Raw genomic sequence first — 22,332 nt, forward strand, 5'->3', positions numbered from 1 at the left:
ATTTCAGGTTACCGGTAATAAGCCTCGCTCCAACGCAGCTCGTTTTTCAGCTGCCGCAAGGTCGTATTTTTGTCGATCACGACCAGCTCTACGCCCACCATTTCGGCGAATGTTTCGATGTGGTCGGTGGTGAGATTCTGGCTGAATGCCGTATGGTGCGCTCCACCCGCGTGAATCCACGCTGCGCAGCCGGTTTTCATATCGGGCTGCGGCTTCCACAGCACGCGCGCCACGGGCAGTTTGGGCAGCTGCTCGGTCGCTTCCACGGCTTCCACCTCATTCACGAGCAGCCGGAATCGGTTGCCCATATCCACCAACGACACATTGAGCGCCGGGCCGGCAGGTGCATTAAACACCAAACGGACAGGATCTTCCTTCCCTCCTATCCCCAACGCATGGATCTCCACCGACGGCTTGCCTGTGGCAATGCTCGGGCAAATTTCCAGCATATGCGAACCGAGCACAAGGTTGTTCGAAGGATTGAAATGATAAGTATAATCCTCCATGAACGAGTTACCGCCCGGCAGGCCGCTGGCCATCACTTTCAATGCGCGCACCATGGCCGACGTTTTCCAGTCGCCCTCGCCGGCATACCCGTATCCCGCCGCCATCATGCGCTGTGAGCCGATCCCTGGCAGCTGCTTCATGCCGTGCAGGTCTTCGAATGTGTTGGTATAACCTTTGAAATTGCCATCGCGGAGGAAGTATTTCAAACCCAGTTCAATTTTAGCAGCATCGCGCAATGCCTGGTGGCGCTGGCCACCGTTTTCAAGACCGGACGCGAGTTGGTACGCATCCTGGTATTCCTGAATCAACGCAGCGATTTCACTATCCGAAACCTGGTTGATCACCGCCACCAAATCGCCCACCGCGTAGGTATTTACAGAAAACCCGAAGGTCATTTCCGCAGCGACCTTATCGCCGTCGGTAACAGCTACCTCGCGCATATTATCGCCGAAACGGACAAACTTCGCGCCTTTGAGGTCGTGCCGGCCGGCTGCCACCCGCGCCCATTGGCCCAGGCCGTCGAGTACATGATCCTGCTGCCAATGCCCTACGATCACCTTACGGTTCAGGCGCATACGCGTCATCATGAAGCCAAACTCCCGGTCGCCGTGCGCCGACTGGTTCAGGTTCATGAAATCCATATCAATGTCCGCCCAGGGAATATCGCGGTTGTATTGGGTGTGCAAATGCAGCAGGGGCTTTTGCAGGATCTGCAAGCCGCGTATCCACATTTTGGCGGGCGAAAATGTGTGCATCCACGCCACGATACCAATACAGGCGGAAGCGCTGTTAGCCTCCTGAATGATGTTATAAATCTCATCCGGCGATTTCACCACCGGTTTGAAAACAACCCGCACGGGAACCTGCGGGGCCTGGTCGAGGTGCCGGGCAATGATTTGTGAATGCTCATCAACCTGCCGGAGCGTTTCCTCGCCATACAAATGCTGGCTTCCGGTGATGAACCAGACTTCAAACTGTTTTAAATCAAGCATCAGGTAAGTTCTAAATATGCTTTTTGTAAAAATTCATTTTCGATATAAGCCCCCGCTTCGAGGTATTTCTGATAAAGCTGCTGGTAAATGGCCGACTGGGCCTCGCGCGGCTCATACACTGCGTCGAAACCGGAGCTCATGGCCTCCTGCGCTTCCTGCAAATTGGCGTGTACGCCTGCCGCCACCGAAGCGAACATGGCCGCTCCCAATGCACAAGCCTGCTCGGAGGTGGCCACTTTAATAGGCATATTGAGCACGTCGGCCAGCGTTTGCATCACAAATGCCGACTTCTTCGCCACGCCGCCAATCGCGATTACCTGGTGAATAGGCACACCTTCGCTGCGGAACCGCTCGACGATCGCTTTGGAGCCATAAGCGGTAGCTTCTACCAATGCCTTGAAAATCCTTGGGCTGTCGCTGGCGAGGTTCAGGCCGAGCAGTCCGCCTTTGAGCGTATGTTTTGCGTCGGGGGTGCGGCGGCCGTTCAGCCAGTCGATGGCGATGATGTCTTTTTCGGTAACTGGCAACTTCGCCGCTTGTTCGGCCAGGTGCGGGATCAGCTTTTTCGATAGTTCAGCCGCTTCCTCCTCGCCGAGCAATGTGCGTACAGGCTCGATGATCAGTTTGGAAAACCAGGCATAAATGTCACCAAACGCCGACTGCCCTGCCTCCATACCGAGCATACCCGGCACGATGGAGCCATCCACCTGCCCGCAAATGCCCTTGATGAGCAAATGCCCGACTTCCTCGTTCGGTGCCACGAGCATGTCGCAGGTGGAAGTACCGATCACCTTGCACAACGAATACGGCTCGATCAGCGCCCCTACCGCGCCCATGTGCGCATCAAACGCCCCTACGCCGATCACGACGTTTTCGGGAATGCCCAGCTTTGCCGCCCATTCTTTTGAAATGGTGCCCATCGGTTGGTCGGAAGTTTCGGTGGTGCTGAAAAGGCGGTCGCGGAGACCGTCGAGCAATGGGTCGAGCTCGGTGAAGAATGCATTGGACGGTAACCCGTCGAAATCCTGGTGCCAGAGCGCTTTGTGCCCTGCGGCGCAGCGCGAACGTTTCAGTTGGAGCGGATCGGTCATGCCCGTGAGCTCGGCAGAAATCCAGTCGCAATGCTCTACCCATGAGAAGGCTTGCTCGCGCACGGCCGTGTCCACACGTAACGTGCGCAGGATTTTGGCCCAGAACCATTCCGAGGAATAGATCCCGCCTACATATTTTGTAAAATCAATGTCATAACGATGCGCCAGCCGGTTAATCTCCTCTGCTTCGGCATTGGCCGTGTGGTCTTTCCAAAGGATAAACATCCCATTCGGATTTTCGGCAAACTCGGGCAACAGCGCCAGCGGCGTGCCCTGCCTGTCGACGGCCACGGGTGTGGAACCGGTAGTATCCACCGAAATACCGCGCACCTGCTGCCGAACGGCGGCCGGCGCCTGGTCCAATGCTCCGCGAACGGCGCTTTCCATACTTTCCAGATAATCGAGCGGATGTTGCCGGAACTGCGAGCTGCCCGCATCGCAATACTTGCCCTGCTTCCAGCGCGGATATTCCTGCACGGCCGTCCCGGCCTGCTCTCCCGTATTCGCATTTACGACTAATGCCCGCACAGAATCGGTACCGAAGTCGATACCAATGACGTAGTTCTCTTCCATAGATGTCGGTTTAGGATGTTCTCAGACCAGTTTGACGCATTTATTTAACTTATCACCTAACAAATATAAATAAATTTGTTTTTAGTGTATTGTTGACACAATTTAAATTTTAATGAGGGAGGAAAGGGAGGAAGGAGAAAGGGAAGGAAGGAGAAAAGGAAGGAAGGAGAAAGTTGGAAAGGATTCTTTCTAAGACCAAATGCCGTTAGGCATGTAATATTGGTAGCAGCATCATAGTTTTGCGTTGAACAAATGCCCTTGGGCATGCAACAACCACGCATCTGCTATACCCGGCCTCGTAATTTTTGTTGTTACATCCCTAACGGGATTTCCGAAATACCCCGCATTTCCATTGCTACCAATATTACATCGCTACGCGATTTCGCTCATTCCTTGCGCATGGCGCGAAGGTCAACCTTTGTGACTAAATATTCGCAGGCCTCCGGCAGGCCGGTACGGCATAATCGCCTTGCGGTATTGACCGGCCGGAGGCCTGCGAATATTAGGTACAAATCAAGAGATTCGCACCAGCGTCGCACATTTTTGTTCCTCCATCCTCTCCTTCCTCCATCCTCCCCTTCCTCCCTACTGGCTTTTCATCGAGTCCGGCATAAAGTTCCAGAACGAGTGGAATTTCGTCTTGTACCGTTCGGCGTCGAGTTTGTAGAGTGCTGCCTTCTTCGTGGCGCTATTATTGTTTTTAAGCCCCGTATCGATGAGCAGGCCGGTGGAAAGCAACTTCCGGCTGAAATTCCGCCGGTCGATGGGGATGTTGTAAATGGCTTCGTAGAGCTTTTGCAGCTGCGGGATCGTGAAGCGCTCGGGCAGCAGCTCGAAGCCGATCGGGTGCAGGGCGGCATTGTATTTAAGGTGCTCGATGGCCCGCTGTACCATTTTTTCATGGTCGAATATGAGCTTCGGTCGGGCATCGAGGGTGATCCACGAGGCGTTGTGGCTCTTCACCGCGTCGGAGTCGTGGTCGTCGATTTTGATTAATGCAAAAAACACGACGGAAACCGTGCGCTCGCCGGGGTCGCGGTCGGCCCTGCCGAAGGTTTCGAGCTGCTCTACATAAATGTCTTGAAGGCCGGTAAGATTGTAGAGAATGCGGGCGGCGCCGTCGGCCAGGTCTTCGTCGGCATTCAGGAAGCCGCCCATCAGCGACCATTTGCCTTGCTCCGGCTCGAAGTTTCTTTTGATCAGCAACAGCTTGATATCCTTTCCATCAAAACCAAAAATAATGCAGTCGATGGCCACGAGAATCCGGGAGGCCTGGGGATAGTTAGTCATCACAAAATATTTCCCCGGCGAATCCCGGAAAATGTTAAGTTTATGTTAAGAAAGTAAAAAAAAGAACGAGATTACTTAATCTGTTCAAAGAGTTAACTCACAAATTTAAGTACGAATTTTGTACCGCTTCTCAGCGAAAATAATCAGATTATTAAAAGGCTATCTTCATGATGAACAATTTTTACGCTACCTGTTCCGATGAAAATATCCTTGCGCTAATCAGCGAGCAGGACGATGAGCTGGCCTTCGGGGAACTGTACAACCGCTACTTCAAAACGCTGTTCAATTACGCTTATTCAAAGGTTAATGACCGCTTCACGGCGCAGGAAATCGTTCAGGAGCTGTTTGTGAATGTCTGGCAGAAACGCCGCCAGAACCAGGTGGAATGCGGCCAGTCATTTCTTTTTACAATTGCCAAACGGCTGATAATATCTTTCTACCGGAAAGAATACACGCGTCAGCACCACTATGGGCAATGGGAAATCCACCGCAGCGAGGCTTCCGAGCCCGCCGACCAGCCTACTCTCGCCTCCGATCTTCAGCACCGCTACGAAGAAGGGCTTCATTTGCTTTCTCCCAAATGCCAGGAAGTGTTTGTGATGAGCCGCCAGGGCTTTTCCAACAAGCAGATCGGCGAGCAGCTCGGCATTTCGGAAAAAACCGTGGAGCAGCACATTACCAAGGCGTTACGCATTTTGAAAGCGCATTTGAAAGAGCACATGATCTGCGCCCTGCTCCTTTTTGCTTCTATCTAAAAAAATTTTCAAAAGCTACTAAGGGTTACCCTTTCGGCGCGCGACTTCCGGGTTGACAACATCCCCGATCTCATGAAGCCAAACGGTATTCCGCCTGCGTTACTCGAAAAATATCTGTCTGGTGCCTGCACCGATGCGGAGAAAGAAATCGTCGAAGCCTGGTATGCGTCGCTGGACGGCGAGCCGCGCTACCTCGATCATTTGCCGGATGCGGAACAGGACGAACTGCGGCACACGACATTCGGGGAGATACGCCGGGAGCTGGATATGACCGAAGAGCGGCCCGTGCGCCGGTGGCCATGGCATTGGCTGGCAGGAATCGCGGCTTCGGTCCTCGTTGTACTGGGCATTTTCCTGGTTGGCAATATGAAAGCTATCCGGTTACCCGAGCTGACCGTGACGGCCAAAAAGCCCATTCCGTCGAAAGCATTGCCCGTTACCACTTTCGAAAACACCGGCACACAGATCGTACGCCACGAGCTCCCCGACGGCAGCGTGGTGACCATGCACCCGAAAGCGATCATTGTGTACAGTACCGGATTTGCCAACAATCAGCGGCTGGTGCGGTTTTCGGGCGAAGGTTTTTTTGATGTGAAAAAGGATAAAAAACGCCCGTTTCACATCACAAGCGGCGATATGGACATTCGCGTGCTGGGGACGAGCTTCAATGTGAAGGCGATCGAAAACCAGAAGCAATTTGAAGTGGACGTGGTTACCGGAAGTGTGCAGGTGACGGCGCAGGGCCAGTCGTTCGATAAGCAGGAAGTGATCCTCAAACCGAAGCAGCAGGCATTGTTCGAACTCGATTCCAAGCGCCTGATCTCGAAAACCTCGCCCCTGCAAGCCAAAAAGGAGATTTACCAGCCCGTTACCATCATTTTTGAAGAAACACCACTGAACAGCGTGATCGAACAGCTCGAAAAACGCTTCAATGTATCGATCTCACTTGCGAACCCCGGCCTGGCCAAATGCGGCCTCACCGCCAATTTCGAGTCGCAGACTTTCCCCAGCATTCTCGAAATCCTGTGCACATCGCTGGATGTAACTTACGCCATTTCAGACCATAACATTACCATCACCGGAGAACCATGTGAATAATCTTTAATACCCATCCATGAACTTATGAGCCCGTCCGTACCACCGTAAAAAAGGCCGGAAGTGTACCACCACTACCCGGCCCCAATGCCATCCTTTTTCCTCGTACCACCGTTTCAAAAGGATGTTTTATCCAACAGTGCCTAACCATCAGACAATCAAAATTATGCAAAAAACAGTACGTAACAAGCCCGTCGACTGGCGAAAAATTATGCGCATTGGACTGCTTCAATGGATTCTTGCCGTCTCGCTCGCAGCCGGCAGTTATGCGAAGGAAACTGCGGCCCAGTCTGTGCTTAGCAAGGATCTGACGCTCACGCTTCGCAATGTTTCGCTTAAACAGGCCCTGAACGAGATCCAGGCCCGTGCCAATACCCGCTTCGTGTACAGCAGCCGGGTTTCCGTGAAGGAGAACGTCAGCATTGAGGTAAAAAACCAGAAGCTTTCCAAAGTGCTGGACCAGCTGCTGGCGCCTCGTGGAATTAATTACAAACTCATCAACAACCAGATCGTACTCGCCCGGACGCGCGTCAGCCGCGAGGAATCCGTAATCCCCGAATTGGAAGAGAAGTTGCAGCAATACGTGCTGCCCACCGAAATCCAGGTGCGCGGGACCGTGAGCTCGTCCGACGGCCAGGGCACGCTGCCCGGTGTGAGCATTGTCGTGAAGGGAACGTCGCAGGGTACCACCACGGACGGCGACGGAAAGTTTGAGATCACGGTGCCGAATGTGGAATCGGCGCTGGTTTTCAGCTTTGTGGGTTATGTTCCGCAGGAAATCGTGGTGGGTACCCGCACCGAAGTGAATGTGACTTTACAGGCGGATAACAAGGCGCTGTCGGAACTGGTGGTGGTGGGTTATGGCACGCAGAAACGCGTGAACCTGACCGGCGCCGTGTCGCAGGTCCAATCCAAAGACCTGGAAAACAGGCCTTTGAACAACATGTCGCAGATCCTCCAAGGTATGGTACCTAACCTGAACATTACATTCAGCACGGGCCAGCCGGGCAAGGGAGGCGCATTGAATGTACGCGGAGAAACTTCGGTAAACGGCGGTGCGCCGCTCGTGCTGATCGACGGTATCCCGGGCGATATAAACCGCATTAACCCGGGCGACGTGGAATCGGTATCGGTACTGAAAGATGCCGCGGCATCGGCCATTTACGGTGCGCGTGGTGCATTCGGGGTGATTTTGGTGACTACCAAAACTGCCAAAAACGGCAAAACAACCGTGTCGTACAGCAACAACTTCGGCTGGTCGAAACCGACGATCAATACCGATTTCATGACCAATGGCTATGATTATGTAAAAATCAACGATGATGCGTTCATCCGCGCAACGGGGAACAGCTATACCCGCTATTCCGAGGAAGATTATGCGGAAATTGAAGCGCGCCGGTACGATAAAACCGAAAACCCGGCCCGTCCGTGGGTGGTGGTGAAGAATGTGAATGGCAAGGACATTTACAATTATTATGGCAACTACGACTGGTGGAACACGATTTTCAACATGAGCCAGCCCTCGCGCCAGCATAACCTGAACCTCTCCGGCGGCACGGACAAGATCAACTACTTTCTGTCAGGCTCCGTGTTTGAGAAGGACGGGATCATGCGGATCAATACCGATAAATTCACATCCTACACGCTTCGCAGCAAGATCAACGCCCAGCTTACGCCCTGGTTGAAGGTGAGCAACAATACCCAGTATTTTGATTCAAAATACAAATATCCGGGCCTGGAAGGCGGCGCCAACTCCAACTTCGTAGCCATTACCGTGCACGCTTTGCCCATTTACGCACCGCGTAACCCCGACGGCACGCCGACTTACAATACATTGAAAAACAACTATTCGATCGGCGACGGGCTATTCGCCAACCTGCTCAAAGGCATTGCCGGCGGTGAGCAAAAAGTGCATGAGTTGACGACGATCAACACGGTTGAAATGAATCTGGCCAAAAACTGGAACCTCACCGCGAACCACTCCTACTCATTCTACATTACCGACGACTGGTACCGCTCCGCCGTGGCTACTTATTCGATCCAGCCGGGCATTCTCACGACCGTTCCGAACTACAACACCGATCAGTTGAAGAAAACTTTCTGGTTCGATCCGCAGAATGTCGTGAACGTGTTCTCGTCGTTCAACCATACGATGGGCAAGCATTACTTCGGCGCAACGGCGGGTATCAACTACGAATCGCGCAAACATCAGGTGCTGGCGGGCTCGCGTAAAAACCTGCTGTCCGAGAGTATTAACGACCTCAACCTTGGTACCGGCGAGCAGCTTTCGGGCGGTGGTGCGTACCAGTATGAGCTCTTCGGCGCGTTTTTCCGTGCGAACTATGATTACCAGGGCAAATATCTGCTCGAAGTGAATGGCCGCTACGACGGTACTTCTCGTTTCGGTGGCGGAAAACGCTATGGTTTCTTCCCTTCGGTGTCGGCGGGATGGCGTTTGAGCGAGGAGAATTTCTTCGAATCAGCGCGAAATGTGGTGAACAACCTGAAAATCCGTGCTTCTTACGGAACGCTGGGTAACCAGCTGCCTCCGAAGTTCAACGACAACCCGAGCTCAGCAAGCTTCTATCCTTACGTTCCGATGATGCCTACGGCGCAGTCGAACTGGATTACCAATGGCCAGAAACTGCAATATGTGAGCAGCCCGGCACCTATTTCGTCCGGCCTCACGTGGGAATCAGCCACGACGTCCAACATCGGTCTGGACGCCACCTTACTGAAAAACCGCCTGAACCTATCGTTCGACGGCTACATCCGCAACACGACCGACATGCTCATTCCCGGGCAGGTGCTGCCATCGGTGTACGGCGCCACCGTTCCTACCCAGAATGCGGGCGATCTGCAAACGAAAGGTTTCGAGCTATCCATCGCGTGGGCTGATATGTTCAAACTGGCCGGCAAAGCGCTCACCTACAATGTGTCCTTCATTGTTTCGGACTCCAAATCGAAAATCACCAAATACGATAACCCGAACAAAGTGCTTTCCAGTCCTTACGTAGGCCAGACGATCGGTGAAATGTGGGGTTACTCGATTGACGGCATGTTCCAGAGCAATGAGGAAGCGCAGGCTTACAAGATCGATCAGACATTCGTGAACAGACAGCGCCTGAGCGCGCCGGGAGAATGGAGCAAGCTGCAAGCAGGCGACCTCCGGTTCCTCGACCTCAACGGCGACGGCAAGATCAACAACGGCGCCAACACGCTGAGCGACCCGGGCGATTTGAAAATCGTGGGTAACAACCGCGTTCGATTCCGCTACGGCCTGAACCTCGGCGCGTCCTGGAATGGATTCGATATTTCGGCACTCGCACAGGGTATTCTTCGCAGGAACTGGTACCCAGGCAACAATGCCGATAAATTCTGGGGGCCCTATTCAAGACCCTACTATTCATTTATCCCCAAAGATTTCGGCGACGACGTGTGGACGCCCGAAAACCGCGATGCCTATTTCCCGGTATTGCGCGGCTACACGGCACTCAACGACGGTGGCGACCTGCGGGCTGTCAACGACCGTTACATTCAGAACGTGGGTTACCTGCGCCTGAAAAACGTCGTGATCGGTTACACTGTGCCTGAGCGCATCAGCAAGATGATCCGCGTTCCGAGAGCGAGGATTTATATCAGCGGCGAAAACCTGCTGACCTACACCCCGCTCCGCTCGAAATACATCGACCCCGAGCAGTTCGATGGCGACGGCACCAATGGTCGTACTTATCCATTGTCCAAAACCATTTCAGCCGGTCTTAACCTCACATTCTAAATTCCGATGAAAAAAATACTTAGCATCATCGCCATTTCGCTCGGCCTGGTGGCCTGTGATCTGGACCAGCTCCCGCAGGACGCGATCTCGCCGGAGACATTCTTTAATACCGAAAACGACCTTTTGCTTTATACCAACTCATTTTACAATGCACTGCCGTCGGCGGAAGACGTGTATAATGAGGATGTGGATAATATAGTCAAAACCAGCCTGCGCGATGAGCTGCAAGGTACCCGGGTGGTGCCCACCAGCGGCGGCGGCTGGGGCTGGGGCAATTTGCGGAATATCAACTACTTCCTGGCCAATTCCAACAAATGTCCCGACAAACGGGCGGTTGCCAAGTACAATGGCCTCGCACGCTTTTTCCGCGCCTATTTCTATTTTGGAATGGTAAAACGCTTCGGCGATGTACCCTGGTACTCGACCACCATCGAGCTCGAAGATGAGGAACTGCTCACCAAAGCCCGCGACCCGCGCACGCTCGTCATGGACTCGGTAATGGCAGACATCGATTACGCGATCGCGAACCTCGACGCAAGCCGCCAGGTGAATACCATCACCAAGTGGACCGCATTGGCATTGAAATCCCGCGTTGGTCTTTTTGAAGGCACTTTCCGCAAATACCACACGGAATTTAACCTGCCGGATGCGGATAAATTTCTCGACGCGAGCATTTCCGCTTCCGAAGACCTGATGAAAAACAGCGGTTATACCATTTACAAAGCCACGCCGACGACCGCTTATCTGAAACTTTTCTCTTCGGATAATGCCATTGCCGACGAAGTGATCCTCTCACGTGATTTCAGCGATGAATTGCAGGTTTACCATAACCTCAATTACTACACCATGACCGCCTCCTACGGCCGGCCGGGTTTGGAGAAAAAGCTGGTAAACAGCTATCTGATGGCCGACGGCTCGCGCTTTACCGATAAAAAAGGCTACGAAACGATGCAGTTTTTCGAAGAAGTGCAAAACCGCGATCCGCGTTTGGCACAAACGATCCGCACGCCGGGCTACACGCGCATTGGCGAAACGACGAAGCTCGTTCCGGAATTCGGCGCGACCGTGACGGGCTATCAGCTGATCAAATTCGTGTCGGAACCGAAATGGGATACATTCAACAAGGACATTACCGACATGCCGATTTTCCGCTATGCCGAAGTGCTGCTGAATTATGCCGAAGCCAAAGCCGAAAAAGGCACATTGACGCAGGCCGACCTCGACATTTCTACGAAACTCACCCGAGACCGCGCCGGCATGCCGAACATCGATATGGCTCAGGCCAATGCCAACCCGGACCCTTACCAGGCGCAGCAGTACACGCAGCTTACCGGCAAAAATTCGGGTGTAATCCTTGAGATCCGCCGCGAGCGCCGCATTGAACTGGTAATGGAAAACTTCTTCCGCTGGGATGACATCCTCCGCTGGAAAGAAGGCCAGGCTTTGACCAAACAATACAAAGGCATGTACTTCCCCGGCCCCGGCCAGTATGACCTCGACAGAAACGGGACCATTGACCTGGTGATTTATGAAGGCAACAAGCCCGATATCAAAGGAGCTCAGCTGCTGAAACTCGGTAGCGAGATCATTCTCGAAAACGGTGCGAAAGGCGGCAACATGGTCATAAACGGCCACATTACCAAGAAGTTTCTCGAAAACAGGGACTACCTTTACCCGATCCCCAAGCAGGAGCGCTTGCTGAACACCAACCTCACGCAAAACCCTAACTGGGAATAATGCATTATCATTCGACTATTCCTAACCCTTGACTTTATGCTTTCAGACAGAAGGTCGTTTTTGGAGAAAATGTCCCGGATCGGGGCGCTGAGTTTATTGCCGGCCGCGGGCGCACAGGCGGCCGAAATGCAGCCCGCAGCAGCCGAAAAGAACCATTTCGTAGCCGGCCCCTATTTGCAGAATATGGGTTCGAACGAGGTCACGATCATGTGGATTACCCATAAAAACTGTTTCAGCTGGGTAGAATACGGCGCGGGCACTTACACGAGCAAGCGCGAATTCGGCTATAACAACGGGCTTATCGAGGCCAATAACCGGATCAACAAGATCACATTGACGGACCTCAAACCGGGCACGGAGCACAAATACAAGATCGTGTCCACTGAGGTGCTGGGTTACAAAGGCTCGAAAGTGGAGTTCGGCGAAACCATTGCCAGCCCGATGTACGGTTTCAAAACCTGGCCGCAGAATGAGGATGAATTCAAAATGGTGGTTTTCAACGACATCCACGACCGCCCGCAGATCATCCCGCAGCTGCTCTACCGCCATGGGTACACGGGTAATGCCAAAGATTACGATTTCGTCGTCTTCAACGGCGATTGCTTCGACTGGGTGACCGAGGAACAGCAAATGGTGGATCACCTGATCAAACCGTCGGTTGACATTTTCGCGACCGAATTTCCGTTCCTGCTCACGCAAGGCAACCATGAATGCCGCGGCAGCTTCTCGCGTCACATTCCGGAATATTATGCCTACCCCGACAGCAAATACTACTTCGCATTCACCCGCGGGCCGGTGCGGTTTGTGGTGCTGGATTCGGGCGAGGACAAAACCGACGACAGTGTGGAATACGGCGGGCTATCGGCATTTGACCGTTACCGGGAAGTGCAGAAAAAATGGCTGGAAAGAGAAATAGAGTCGCCAGATTTCAAAAAGGCCGATTTCCGCGTTGTACTAATCCACATTTCCCCCTACCATTCGGGCGACTGGCACGGCACGATGCATTGCCGCGCACTGTTCGGGCCGGTATTGAACAAAGCCAAAATCGACTTGCAAATTTCCGGGCATACGCACCGCTACATGACGCACGAGCCCGACGCCGACCATAACTGGCCGATCGTGATCGGCGGCGGACCGCTGGAAGGAAAGCGGACGCTCATCAAGCTCCACGCCACCCGCAAGCAGCTGGACCTCAAAATGATCCGTGACGATGGCGAACTGGTAGGAAAATTCCTGATCCCGAAGAAGGGCAAATGACCCGGATTTTCATCATGAGTTAATATTAATCGCATATTTTTGAATCCGAAACAGGAGACCCTTCGGGGTCTTTTGTTTTATAGTTAACCAATCATCTTTCATACCTAATGAAAAAATTTGCCCTTTACCTGCTTGCGATGCTGCTCGTTACAACGGCATCGTTCGCTCAGAAAACCGCAACTATTAATGTAGCGTCGTACAACCTTCGTTACAACACCCCCAACGACGGCGTGAATGCCTGGCCCAACCGCAAAGAGAATGTCAAAGGCCTCATCCGCTTCCACGAATTCGACATTTTCGGCGTGCAGGAAGCGCTGGTAGGCCAGCTGAAAGACGTGGCCGAGCTCCCCGAATTCGCCTACTACGGCAAAGGCCGCGATGATGGTAAGGAAGGCGGCGAGCATTCGGCTATTTTTTACAAAAAAGACCGTTTCAAACTGCTCAAATCAGGCGACTTCTGGCTGAGCGAAACTCCCGACAAACCGGGCCTGGGCTGGGATGCTACCTGCTGCAACCGCATTTGCTCCTGGGCGCAGTTTGAGGATTTGAAAACTAAAAAGAAGTTTTTCTTCTTCAACGTGCATTTCGACCACCAGGGCGTAGAGGCGCGCCGGCAATCGGGCCATTTGATGGTCAAAAAAATAAAGGAAATCGCCGGCAACAGCACCGCAATCCTGACAGGCGATTTCAATTCCACACCGGAAACCGAGCAGATCAAAACCTTGGGCGCCGCGCTTAACGACACGCACGACGTGACAAAACAAGCGCCTTACGGCCCGGAAGGCACATTCAACAGCTTCAAATTCGATGCGCCGATGAAGGCACGCATTGACTATATTTTTGTGAGCAAAAATGTGGACGTGCTGAAATACGGCGTTCTTACCGATTCCAAAGAGCAGCGCTATCCGTCGGACCACCAGCCTGTGTTGGTGAAAATTGAGATCAAGTAAATTTTACAAATGATCTATCGGCAGCCGGCCCGTCGCATTTCGGAACCTATCCAATCGCGATTGGCCGGCTGCTGATATTATATGCCGGATAAGTCTTAAATTGTAAGCGTGTTACGAATATCGTTTGCTCAAAATGCTTAAAACGCTGCTGCTGTTCCTTACCATTTTCCCGCTTGCTTTCAGCTCCACCGAAAGGGTCAAAATCAAGATTATTGCGCCAAAGGCATGGAACGACAGAAAAGCCATTCTACTGACGCGGGAAAAGGGTTTCGCAGCTGTGGTGCATTCGATCCGCCTCGGTTTCGACACCACGCACCTCAGCATGGACGCCGACCTGCTCCCGGACCTCTACCAATTCCAGGTATCTCAAAAGAAGGGCGCATTAACCTTCTTCTTCGACCCCGGCACCGAAATCCGTCTCGACACATCCAACCTTGCCCGATCACAGGTAAGCCGTTCTAAAAGCAACGAGGAATGGCAGGAATACCAAACGCGCATCCAAACGCCTTCCGACCAGCGGCAGAACGCCTACGTTCACGCCGAGGCGCTTGCAAAAAAGCGCAACCACGCCGACAGCGTAAAATACTGGGTCGTCAGGCAGGCCACGGAACGCGAAATGCAATGGGATTCGACCGCCGCATTCATCACCAGCCACCCGAAATCCTACGTGAGCCTGTATCTTCTGAAAGTGAACTGGTTTGCATTGAAAGACCGCAAACTCTTCGAAAAACTGCATCCTTCACTCGCGCACCATCGGAATTATCGGTTTTTGAGAGAGCGGAGCAAAGGGATCGTCAGAAAGTAATTGAATATAAACGAAGCTTACTCTCGCAAACATTCCAATCAAGGGCAATCGAAAAAAATGCACGGTCCTCCCAAAACTATTTGAAAGAACCGTGCGATTTATAAAGCAACCGTGTACATCATACTGGTCAGGTTCACTCAGTGCGCCGCTAGTTAATCCCGCTACTGAGAGATGTAATTATCGTGTTGTTGGTCGTGATCTGCTCTCCGCCTCCACCTGCGGCAGGAATAATGATGGATACGCTTTGCGTAGTGTTGGCCGGCGTCCCGCTGTTGCGTGTTACCTTAAAACCGATATCGGAATAGCCATTGGCCGCAATGCCATACTTGGAAGTAACTTTGATAAAACCATTATCTTCCGTGAAAGTCCAGAAATCATTATTGTTAAAAATCCCGCCATCAACATCCGACTGCCCGGCTCCGGGATTATACGAAATCGTAAAACCCGGCATCTTGGAAACCATAAAATAAACCGAACAATTGCTATCCTCCGCCTTAATGTTGTGTATCCTGACGACGAAGTCCCTGCTTGCGTTTGGGGCGAAGGTCAAGGAGTTGATACTCATGGTAGGGCCGAGGTTGGGGATGCCAGCATTGACAGCGTTTTCTACATGCACCTTCGAAGTCGTCGCCTGACCTGGCAAAAGAGACCATGTCCCTTCAAGAAAGTCATAATAAAAAGCATAGTAATCGCCGGGAGGGGCGGCTTTGGGGTCAGGGACCGATAATCCCGAATGCGTATCATTGTTATACCAACGCACCTGCATTCCGGGATTTTCCAGCAGCGTTAGGTCAGTCGTAGTAGCCGGGCACGAAATTGTTACGTTTGTCGCTTTGAGCGAAACATGCGTTGGCTGATGCATAAACTTCATTTCAGCCGTAGATGTCGGTACGTTGTAACAATTAAGATCTTTGGCATAATAGAATGCATAGTAAGGCTTCAAGGTTGCCGTTGCATTCGAAATGGGCGCTTTCGCTACCTCTTCCGGCGTCAAGCTTGGATCGGTAGAGTTAGGTCCGGATTTCCATACAAGCTCATAGTTCTGCGGAGGTGTGCTGTTGATTGTCACTGCGTTCAAATTCAACTTATCAGAAGGAAAAGGTGTATTGATCGGCGACGGGGTGCCTATGGAAACCTGAGCGCTTGGTGTACAATCGAAGGGATATTTGTCGATGCTGAAATGTACGTAGCCGGGTGTACTGCCAGGTGTTTTGCCCGACATCCTGAATCGAAGCGTGGGGGACAATGGTTTAAAACTTATAACTCTCGTTGTCCAATGCTGTTGGCTCTGTGCATCGGGGAAATCAGTTGTTTGCGACTTTACTAAAATATCGGGATTTTGACCGACAGTTACAATTTCCATCTTAGCAGATTCCGCATAAATTATCTCATCAGTGTTACCACCATCGTAAACATTAGCTGCACATACGCTATATCTGAATACGTAGGTTTTGTTAACATCGAACCCACTTACATCCACATAAAGTTTGTCGTTCACTGCTCCTTCAGAAGTCTTAAGTGAAACGAACGAATTCTTACCAGCTCCATCAGGTAGACCCTGAGAATAGGTGGATGGAGGAACATCCAGCACTCCCATATAAATGTACCATTGGTAATCAAGTTTTGTAACATCAATACCTGGATTGTAGATATCCGATATAAACGGCGTACCAATGGCATTGTAATTGGTCGGCACACAATTAGGGCACGGCACGCCGGTAGTCGGAGAAAACTGTTGCGCATGAATTGCAACCGAGCAAAGGAGAAGCGCGCCAATAAGGCAAGATAGAATAGATTTCATATATTAATAGAAAATGCGAATGATAGTTTAGCATCCGCGATGCATAGCCACCGCGGACGCGTAGTGATTAATTACTTAGTTAGCCGTGAAAGCGGTAATGACCTGATTATTGTCAAGAACATTCTCGCCACCACCACCCGCGGCCGGAATGATGACGTTTAAAGTCTGTGTGGTTCCGGCAGTGGTTCCGCCATTTCGAGATATTTTAAAACCAATGACAGACTTCTCTCCGGCTGCCATGCCCGTCTTCGATGTCACCGTAATGAAACCTGCATTCTCCGAAAAAGTCCACTTGTCATTGTTATTTGCAGTCCCTCCGTCTACGTCAGATTGGCCAGCAGTGGTTTGGTATTGAATGTTGTAACCCGGGATTTTAGAGACCAGGAAATAAACGGAGCAATTGCTGTTTTGCTGGGCAATGTTATGAATGTTGACAACAAAGTCCCTGACAGCGCCCGGCCCGAAACCTAACGAATTAATACCGAGCGTCGGTCCAAGATTCGGGGTGCCCGCAGCCACTGCATTAACGACAGATACCTTAGGAGCCGCCACCTCCCCTGGTTTAAGCGACCAAGTGCCTGCCGAGAATTCATAATAAAAAGCATAGTAGTCGCCCGGCGGAGCGGCCTTCGCATCGAAAACGGGCAATCCCGAATGCGTATTATTTTTGTACCACCTCACCTGGGCGGCGGGATTGTCTTCCAGTAGTGTCAGGTCAGCCGTGGTGTCAGGGCATGCTATCGCGACATTCGTTTCTTTTAAGGGAACCTGTTGAGAGACATGCATGAATTTCAATTCTGCTTGCGATACAGGTACATTATAACAATTAAAGTCCTTCGCATAGAAGAAAGCATAGTAAGGTTTAAGGTTTGCAGGATCGAGATTTGAAACAGAAACTTTCGATGCTTCCTCAGGTGAAAGTGATGGATCGGTGGCATTAGGGCCAAGTTTCCACACCAGTTCGGCAGACTCCGGTACGCCGCCATTAATGCTAACTGTTGATAAATCGAGTGTGCTTGAAGGGAACATAACATTATATTTGCTCGAAGGAAATGTAAAGTTTACCTGGCTCGATGAAAGTGGACATTCAAGCGGGTACTTGTCAATACTAAAATTGACATAGCCTGCGGATTGACCGGGTGTGCTACCAGACAGCTTAAATCTAAGTGTGGGAGCCAGAGCTTCAAATGTAATTTCCTCGGTAAGCCACTGATTCCGAGTGAGATTTGTAAATGTGGTTATCTTCTCTGCAATGAACAAATTAGGATTCTGCCCAACTGTGAAAATGTTCATAGTTGCGGACTCTCCGAAAGGCGAGTTATTACCAGCTTGATAGTGGATACTTGCGGAAAGGACCGCGTAACTAAACTTATAAGTTTTCCCAACAACAAAACCGCTAACATCAATAGCCAGCTGGTCATTATAAATCCCTTGAGAAGAAGTTTTAAGCGTCACAAACGAATTTTTTCCTTGCCCAGATGGCAGTCCCTGAGAATATGTCGATGGGGGAATCGGCAAGAGCTTACCAGGAAGATTCCAGGAATCTACCGAACTGCCATATGGATCCCAAACATTTGAGATGCTGGGCGACTTTGACATAGAATAGTTAACGGGATGGCAATTGTAACAGGAATGACCCGTAGTTGGAGAAAACTGCTGGGCATTCCCAACACTAATTGCCAGCAAGAAAATGCAAAGAGAAGAAATTAGTAAAACTTTCATACATATGGGGGAGAAAAATGTAAAACATAAATTACCTGACAACTGCAACACTGTACCTGTTTTCGGAACCGTCCGCATTTTTAATCCGAACCGTGTAAATGCCGGGAGTGAACGGTCGCACATCGATTTTGGATTCAGGCTCATTTCCCGAAAAGTACATGCGCCGGCCCGTGTTGTCGTGAATGGACACCTCCGACACCTTCTCCCAATTCTTATCGCTCAAATGCAGAAAATCAACCACCGGATTTGGATATACCATTGCCGAGGCAATTTCGAATCTCAGGCCCTTTACACTGCTGAATGCGGTACTTCCGTCGTTATCGATCATCTTTAACCGGTAAAGGTTTTCGCCGTTCATCGGACTTCTGTCTACTGCTTCGTAGGTTCGGATTGTGGTGCTTTCTCCCGCAGATTGGACCGTTTCGATCGTCGCCCAGGCTTTGCCATCAGCACTGCGCTGCACCTCGAACCGATCACTGTTTGTCTCTTCGGACGTCGCCCAGGTCAGGGACGCATTCCCCTCTTGCTTTACGGCTTCAAACTTTGTTAACTTCACAGGCAGGTTCACAACGACCGGGATGGTTGTAGTACTGTTGTCATCGTTCGGATTGTTGCTCAACGGGGTCGTGTATGCTAAATTTGCCGTGATGAGTCCGGTTCCAATGGCATTCCCTTGCACCCGAATCCGAAAAGTGTAGCAAGTGAAATTCGGCAATTGCGGAAGGTATAGCACTCTCACGTTATGTCCTTGCACCGGATCATTTTCAAGCTTTTGAATCTCGAGTTCAGCGGTAGGTGCGCTTCCATCCAGATTAGTCACTTCCAAAATCGTCAGATTGTCAGGAAAACTAATAAGCGGCCTTAAAACACCTGCGGGAACGGCATCCGCTACAACGTCCTGAGCGCAGATTGTCACGTCCAAAAATCCCTGAGCTCCTTCCATGATGGACGGCTGTGCAGGTTGGATGTTGATGCCTGCATTCTGTGCGCGCACCAGCTGCGGCATCAATAAAACGGTCAGCGCAATGACGCTGAACCACATTCTTCTTGTTCTCATAGTATGCTTGTTTAAAGTATTGATATAGTAGAAATCAAATTTCTGCACTTTGAATTAGGGTTAATGCATGCATTGAGCCTGAGGCAGAAAGAGATGACCGACCGGTTTTCAATGCCCGTAACCCTGGACCTAGCTGCGTATTACGATGAGCCCCATTCACCGAATATTCCGTCACGTCGTTTACGTCGCGGTCATATTAGCCCTCGTCCGATGTACCGTTAACAGACGAGCGGTCGATAGTGCGGCTTATATCCGCGAAGTCAATCATAAGGAGATTGCCTCCGAAAGCGGCATCATCGCCATCATCGGCGCGACCATCATCGACGGGACTGGGAACGTGCCTCTGCACAGCGGCTGCGTCATCGTCGAAAACGGGCTGATCACCGCGGCAGGATCCATGAAAAATACCGTAATCCCACCCCGCGCACAGGTCGTCGATGCCGCCGGCCTCACATTGTTGCCCGGCTTTATCGATGCCCATTTTCATCTGGATGGCGTTCATAACCTTCCGGCCCGGTTTCTCCTTAATGGCGTTACTTCGCTCCGCGACCCGGGTGCATGGATCGAGGCGTACGATGGCGAACGGGCCGGCTCCGAGCCGGTCCCGAGGCTTTTCCTTGCCGGCCCTCACCTGGATATGTTTCCACCTGCCTACCCGCGCGACGCCTACGTGGTGAGGGATGCCGGAGAGGCCGTGCGCCAGGTGAACCGGTTGGCCGACCGGGGAGCGTCGGTGATCAAGGTATATTATCGCCTACCTCCGGCCATTATCCGCGAAGTGTGCAAAGCCGCACATGCCCGCGGACTGCCTGTGACCGCGCATCTCGAAATCACCGAAGCCCGCGAGGCGATCGAAGCAGGCCTGGATGGCATTGAACATATTACGTCGTTCGGGCTGTCGCTCGTTCCGCAAAGGGCCGGCGAGCGGTACCGGCAGATGGTCATGGCCGACAATAATGCGAGAAAACAAGGTCGTTACGACATTTGGAAAAGCATTAATCCCGACAGCCCTATGACCGATTCGCTAGGGATTTTTCTCAAAAGTAAAGGAACATTTGTAACCCCTACACTCGGTGCATTTGAATACCAGGCCGCCGACGGCCAGCCGCTGGACACTGCGCGATTGGAAGGGTTTTTGAAAATGAAAAAGATAACCGGCAAGCTGCACCGCGCCGGGGCAAAAATCGTGGTAGGGTCGCATTCGATGATCCCTTACGCCGAAACAGGCTGGGCTTTTCAGCGGGAAATGGAATTGCTGGTAGCTAGCGGCCTTAGTCCAGCCGAGGTGATTACTGCGGCTACGATGCAAAATGCACGCTTTTTCCGTATCGACAAGCGTCTTGGCAGTATCGAAAAAGGTAAGCAGGCCGATCTGATCCTCATTAAAGGCAATCCATTGAACGACATTTCCGCGTGCCGCAATGTTACCAGGGCAATGTTGAACGGCGTTTGGATTAAATGAGCCGGATAGTTACATTGCTTAAAACATCGAGATAATGAAAACTCGCCTTCTGATCTTGCTGAGTGCGCTGATGCTCTGGACCGGTAGCCGCTCCTTGGGGCAATCCGAAGAAGAGAAACTCGACCTTCCCGGCGATAACCTCAATTTATATGCGGTTTTAAAGCTGTTTCGGGAGTCTGAAACGCTGGAAGGTTTTGAGCGAAAACTCAATGAAGAAGATTCGGAAATCAACAACCTCGACCTGGACGGCGACAATCAGATCGACTACATCCGCGTGGAGGACAATGTGGACGGCAACATGCACACGATTACGCTGAAAGTAGCAGTGAGCAACACCGAAGATCAGAACGTGGCGGCATTTTATGTAGAAAAGAAGGCTGATGGCGAGGTTTGGATCCAGCTGGTTGGCGATGAGGATCTGTATGGAAAAGACTATATTATCGAACCCAATGCACAATCCGGAGCGGTAGCCGAGACGCCCAACCCGGGATACACGGGCGACCGCCAGGTGCAACCGGACAGGGTTCAGGAAAACGTGACCTATGTTTCCAACTGGCCGGTGATTCAGTTCATATATGTTCCCCGCTATGTGATCTGGCGTTCGCCGTGGCGCTGGCATTATTATCCCTCCTACTGGCGTCCGTGGCGGCCCCGGTACTGGCATTACTACTATGGCTATCACTATCATTGGCATTATTACTACAACGGGCATTTCCGTCGCTGGCCGAGCTACCGCAATCCGGTGTGGCACACGCACTACTACGGCGGAGACTTCCGGTCTCGGTCGGTGATCGTGCGGACGCGCTACACGCGCGGAGACTACCGTAAAACATACACAAAGCCTTCATCGGCACGACAAGGTTCGGCGCTGTTTGCAAAACGCTATCCTCAGGCTCCTACCACTCGCGAACGATTGCCTAAGTTTGATAAAACCGGCCGGCCGGTAATGGCCAGGCCTTCGACCGCGCGACCCGGTACTGCGCGACCCGGATCTACGCGACCCGGTACTATGCGACCCGGTACTACGCGTCCGTCAGTAGATAGGCCCGGCAATGGCAACTCGGGCCGACCAGGCAATGAGCGCCCGGATGCAACGCGGCCCGGCACTACGCGGCCGTCCGTGGAAAGGCCTGGCACATCGCGACCTTCCGAACCCGGCTCGGAGGTTACACGCCCGGATATCGAACGCCCGACGCGGCCTGCGCGACCCGATGTGACGCAGCCGTCTCCGCGACCCGAAGTGACGCGCCCCGCGCCCTCGCCAAGGCCGGAGGTAACCCGCCCGAATGTCGAGAGGCCGACACGCCAGGCGCCCGCGGAACGTCCTGCGCCAGCACCACGGCCCACAACGTCACAACCAACGCCGTCGGCACGGCCGGCCACACAGCCTCCGGCCCGGCAGCAGAGCACACCGCGCTCATCCCGAGAAGGAGAACGTTCGCAACCGAGAGGAAATTAAG

Annotated in this window: 15 protein-coding genes; 9 read left to right on the top strand and 6 right to left on the bottom strand. The window is 52.1% G+C overall.

Annotated elements, in window-relative coordinates:
• Positions 1-8 precede the first annotated feature (8 nt).
• The 3 genes from araA to DFER_RS11835 form a co-directional block, all read right to left on the bottom strand.
• Positions 9-1,499: an L-arabinose isomerase gene (gene araA, locus DFER_RS11825; RefSeq protein WP_015811865.1), complete on the bottom strand. Its 1,491-nt coding sequence runs from the start codon at positions 1,497-1,499 to the stop codon at positions 9-11.
• Positions 1,499-3,163, bottom strand: a complete 1,665-nt coding sequence (locus tag DFER_RS11830; protein WP_015811866.1) for a ribulokinase — start codon at positions 3,161-3,163, stop codon at positions 1,499-1,501. Before DFER_RS11830 ends, araA begins: the two co-directional genes overlap by 1 nt.
• 585 nt (positions 3,164-3,748) lie before the next feature.
• On the bottom strand, positions 3,749-4,453 hold the full coding sequence (locus DFER_RS11835) for an NUDIX hydrolase (RefSeq protein ID WP_015811867.1): 705 nt from the start codon (positions 4,451-4,453) through the stop codon (positions 3,749-3,751).
• Between the two features lie 167 nt (positions 4,454-4,620).
• Between DFER_RS11835 and DFER_RS11840 the strand changes: the two genes are divergently transcribed.
• The 7 genes from DFER_RS11840 to DFER_RS11870 all read left to right on the top strand — a co-directional run bounded on the left by DFER_RS11840 (position 4,621) and on the right by DFER_RS11870 (position 14,830).
• Positions 4,621-5,208, top strand: a complete 588-nt coding sequence (locus DFER_RS11840) for an RNA polymerase sigma factor (protein WP_015811868.1) — start codon at positions 4,621-4,623, stop codon at positions 5,206-5,208.
• A 72-nt stretch (positions 5,209-5,280) separates the two neighbouring features.
• Positions 5,281-6,306, top strand: a complete 1,026-nt coding sequence (locus DFER_RS11845) for a FecR family protein (protein WP_015811869.1) — start codon at positions 5,281-5,283, stop codon at positions 6,304-6,306.
• A gap of 163 nt (positions 6,307-6,469) precedes the next feature.
• Positions 6,470-10,081, top strand: a complete 3,612-nt coding sequence (locus DFER_RS11850; RefSeq protein WP_041736394.1) for a TonB-dependent receptor — start codon at positions 6,470-6,472, stop codon at positions 10,079-10,081.
• Between the two features lie 6 nt (positions 10,082-10,087).
• Positions 10,088-11,818, top strand: coding sequence for a RagB/SusD family nutrient uptake outer membrane protein (locus DFER_RS11855; protein WP_015811871.1), 1,731 nt, complete (start codon positions 10,088-10,090; stop codon positions 11,816-11,818).
• A 36-nt stretch (positions 11,819-11,854) separates the two neighbouring features.
• A complete protein-coding gene (locus tag DFER_RS11860; RefSeq protein ID WP_015811872.1) occupies positions 11,855-13,075 on the top strand; it encodes a purple acid phosphatase family protein in 1,221 nt (406 codons plus the stop codon).
• Positions 13,076-13,182: 107 nt separating this feature from the next.
• Positions 13,183-14,025, top strand: coding sequence for an endonuclease/exonuclease/phosphatase family protein (locus DFER_RS11865; protein ID WP_015811873.1), 843 nt, complete (start codon positions 13,183-13,185; stop codon positions 14,023-14,025).
• A 133-nt stretch (positions 14,026-14,158) separates the two neighbouring features.
• On the top strand, positions 14,159-14,830 hold the full coding sequence (locus tag DFER_RS11870; RefSeq protein ID WP_015811874.1) for a DUF4369 domain-containing protein: 672 nt from the start codon (positions 14,159-14,161) through the stop codon (positions 14,828-14,830).
• Between the two features lie 148 nt (positions 14,831-14,978).
• Here DFER_RS11870 and DFER_RS29585 read toward each other — a convergent pair whose 3' ends face one another.
• The 3 genes from DFER_RS29585 to DFER_RS29225 all read right to left on the bottom strand — a co-directional run bounded on the left by DFER_RS29585 (position 14,979) and on the right by DFER_RS29225 (position 19,410).
• Entirely contained in the window at positions 14,979-16,631 is a 1,653-nt protein-coding gene (locus tag DFER_RS29585) for a hypothetical protein (protein ID WP_015811875.1), read from the bottom strand.
• A 75-nt stretch (positions 16,632-16,706) separates the two neighbouring features.
• Positions 16,707-18,353 carry a hypothetical protein gene (locus DFER_RS11880; RefSeq protein WP_083769107.1) on the bottom strand — a complete coding sequence of 549 codons (1,647 nt, stop codon included), beginning with the start codon at positions 18,351-18,353 and terminating at the stop codon, positions 16,707-16,709.
• A gap of 31 nt (positions 18,354-18,384) precedes the next feature.
• Complete coding sequence (locus DFER_RS29225; protein WP_143828721.1) at positions 18,385-19,410, bottom strand: T9SS type A sorting domain-containing protein; 1,026 nt, start codon at positions 19,408-19,410, stop codon at positions 18,385-18,387.
• Positions 19,411-19,555: 145 nt separating this feature from the next.
• On the opposite strand from DFER_RS29225, the gene DFER_RS11890 reads away from it, so the two are divergent.
• Together DFER_RS11890 and DFER_RS11895 are read left to right on the top strand one after the other, a co-directional pair.
• The gene (locus DFER_RS11890) at positions 19,556-20,872 is read left to right on the top strand and encodes an amidohydrolase family protein (RefSeq protein ID WP_015811878.1); all 1,317 of its coding nucleotides are present in this window, start codon (positions 19,556-19,558) and stop codon (positions 20,870-20,872) included.
• A 34-nt stretch (positions 20,873-20,906) separates the two neighbouring features.
• On the top strand, positions 20,907-22,331 hold the full coding sequence (locus DFER_RS11895; RefSeq protein WP_015811879.1) for a hypothetical protein: 1,425 nt from the start codon (positions 20,907-20,909) through the stop codon (positions 22,329-22,331).
• The last annotated feature ends 1 nt before the right edge of the window (position 22,332 follow it).

It is taken from the genome of Dyadobacter fermentans DSM 18053 (genome assembly GCF_000023125.1).
GTDB lineage: Bacteria > Bacteroidota > Bacteroidia > Cytophagales > Spirosomataceae > Dyadobacter > Dyadobacter fermentans.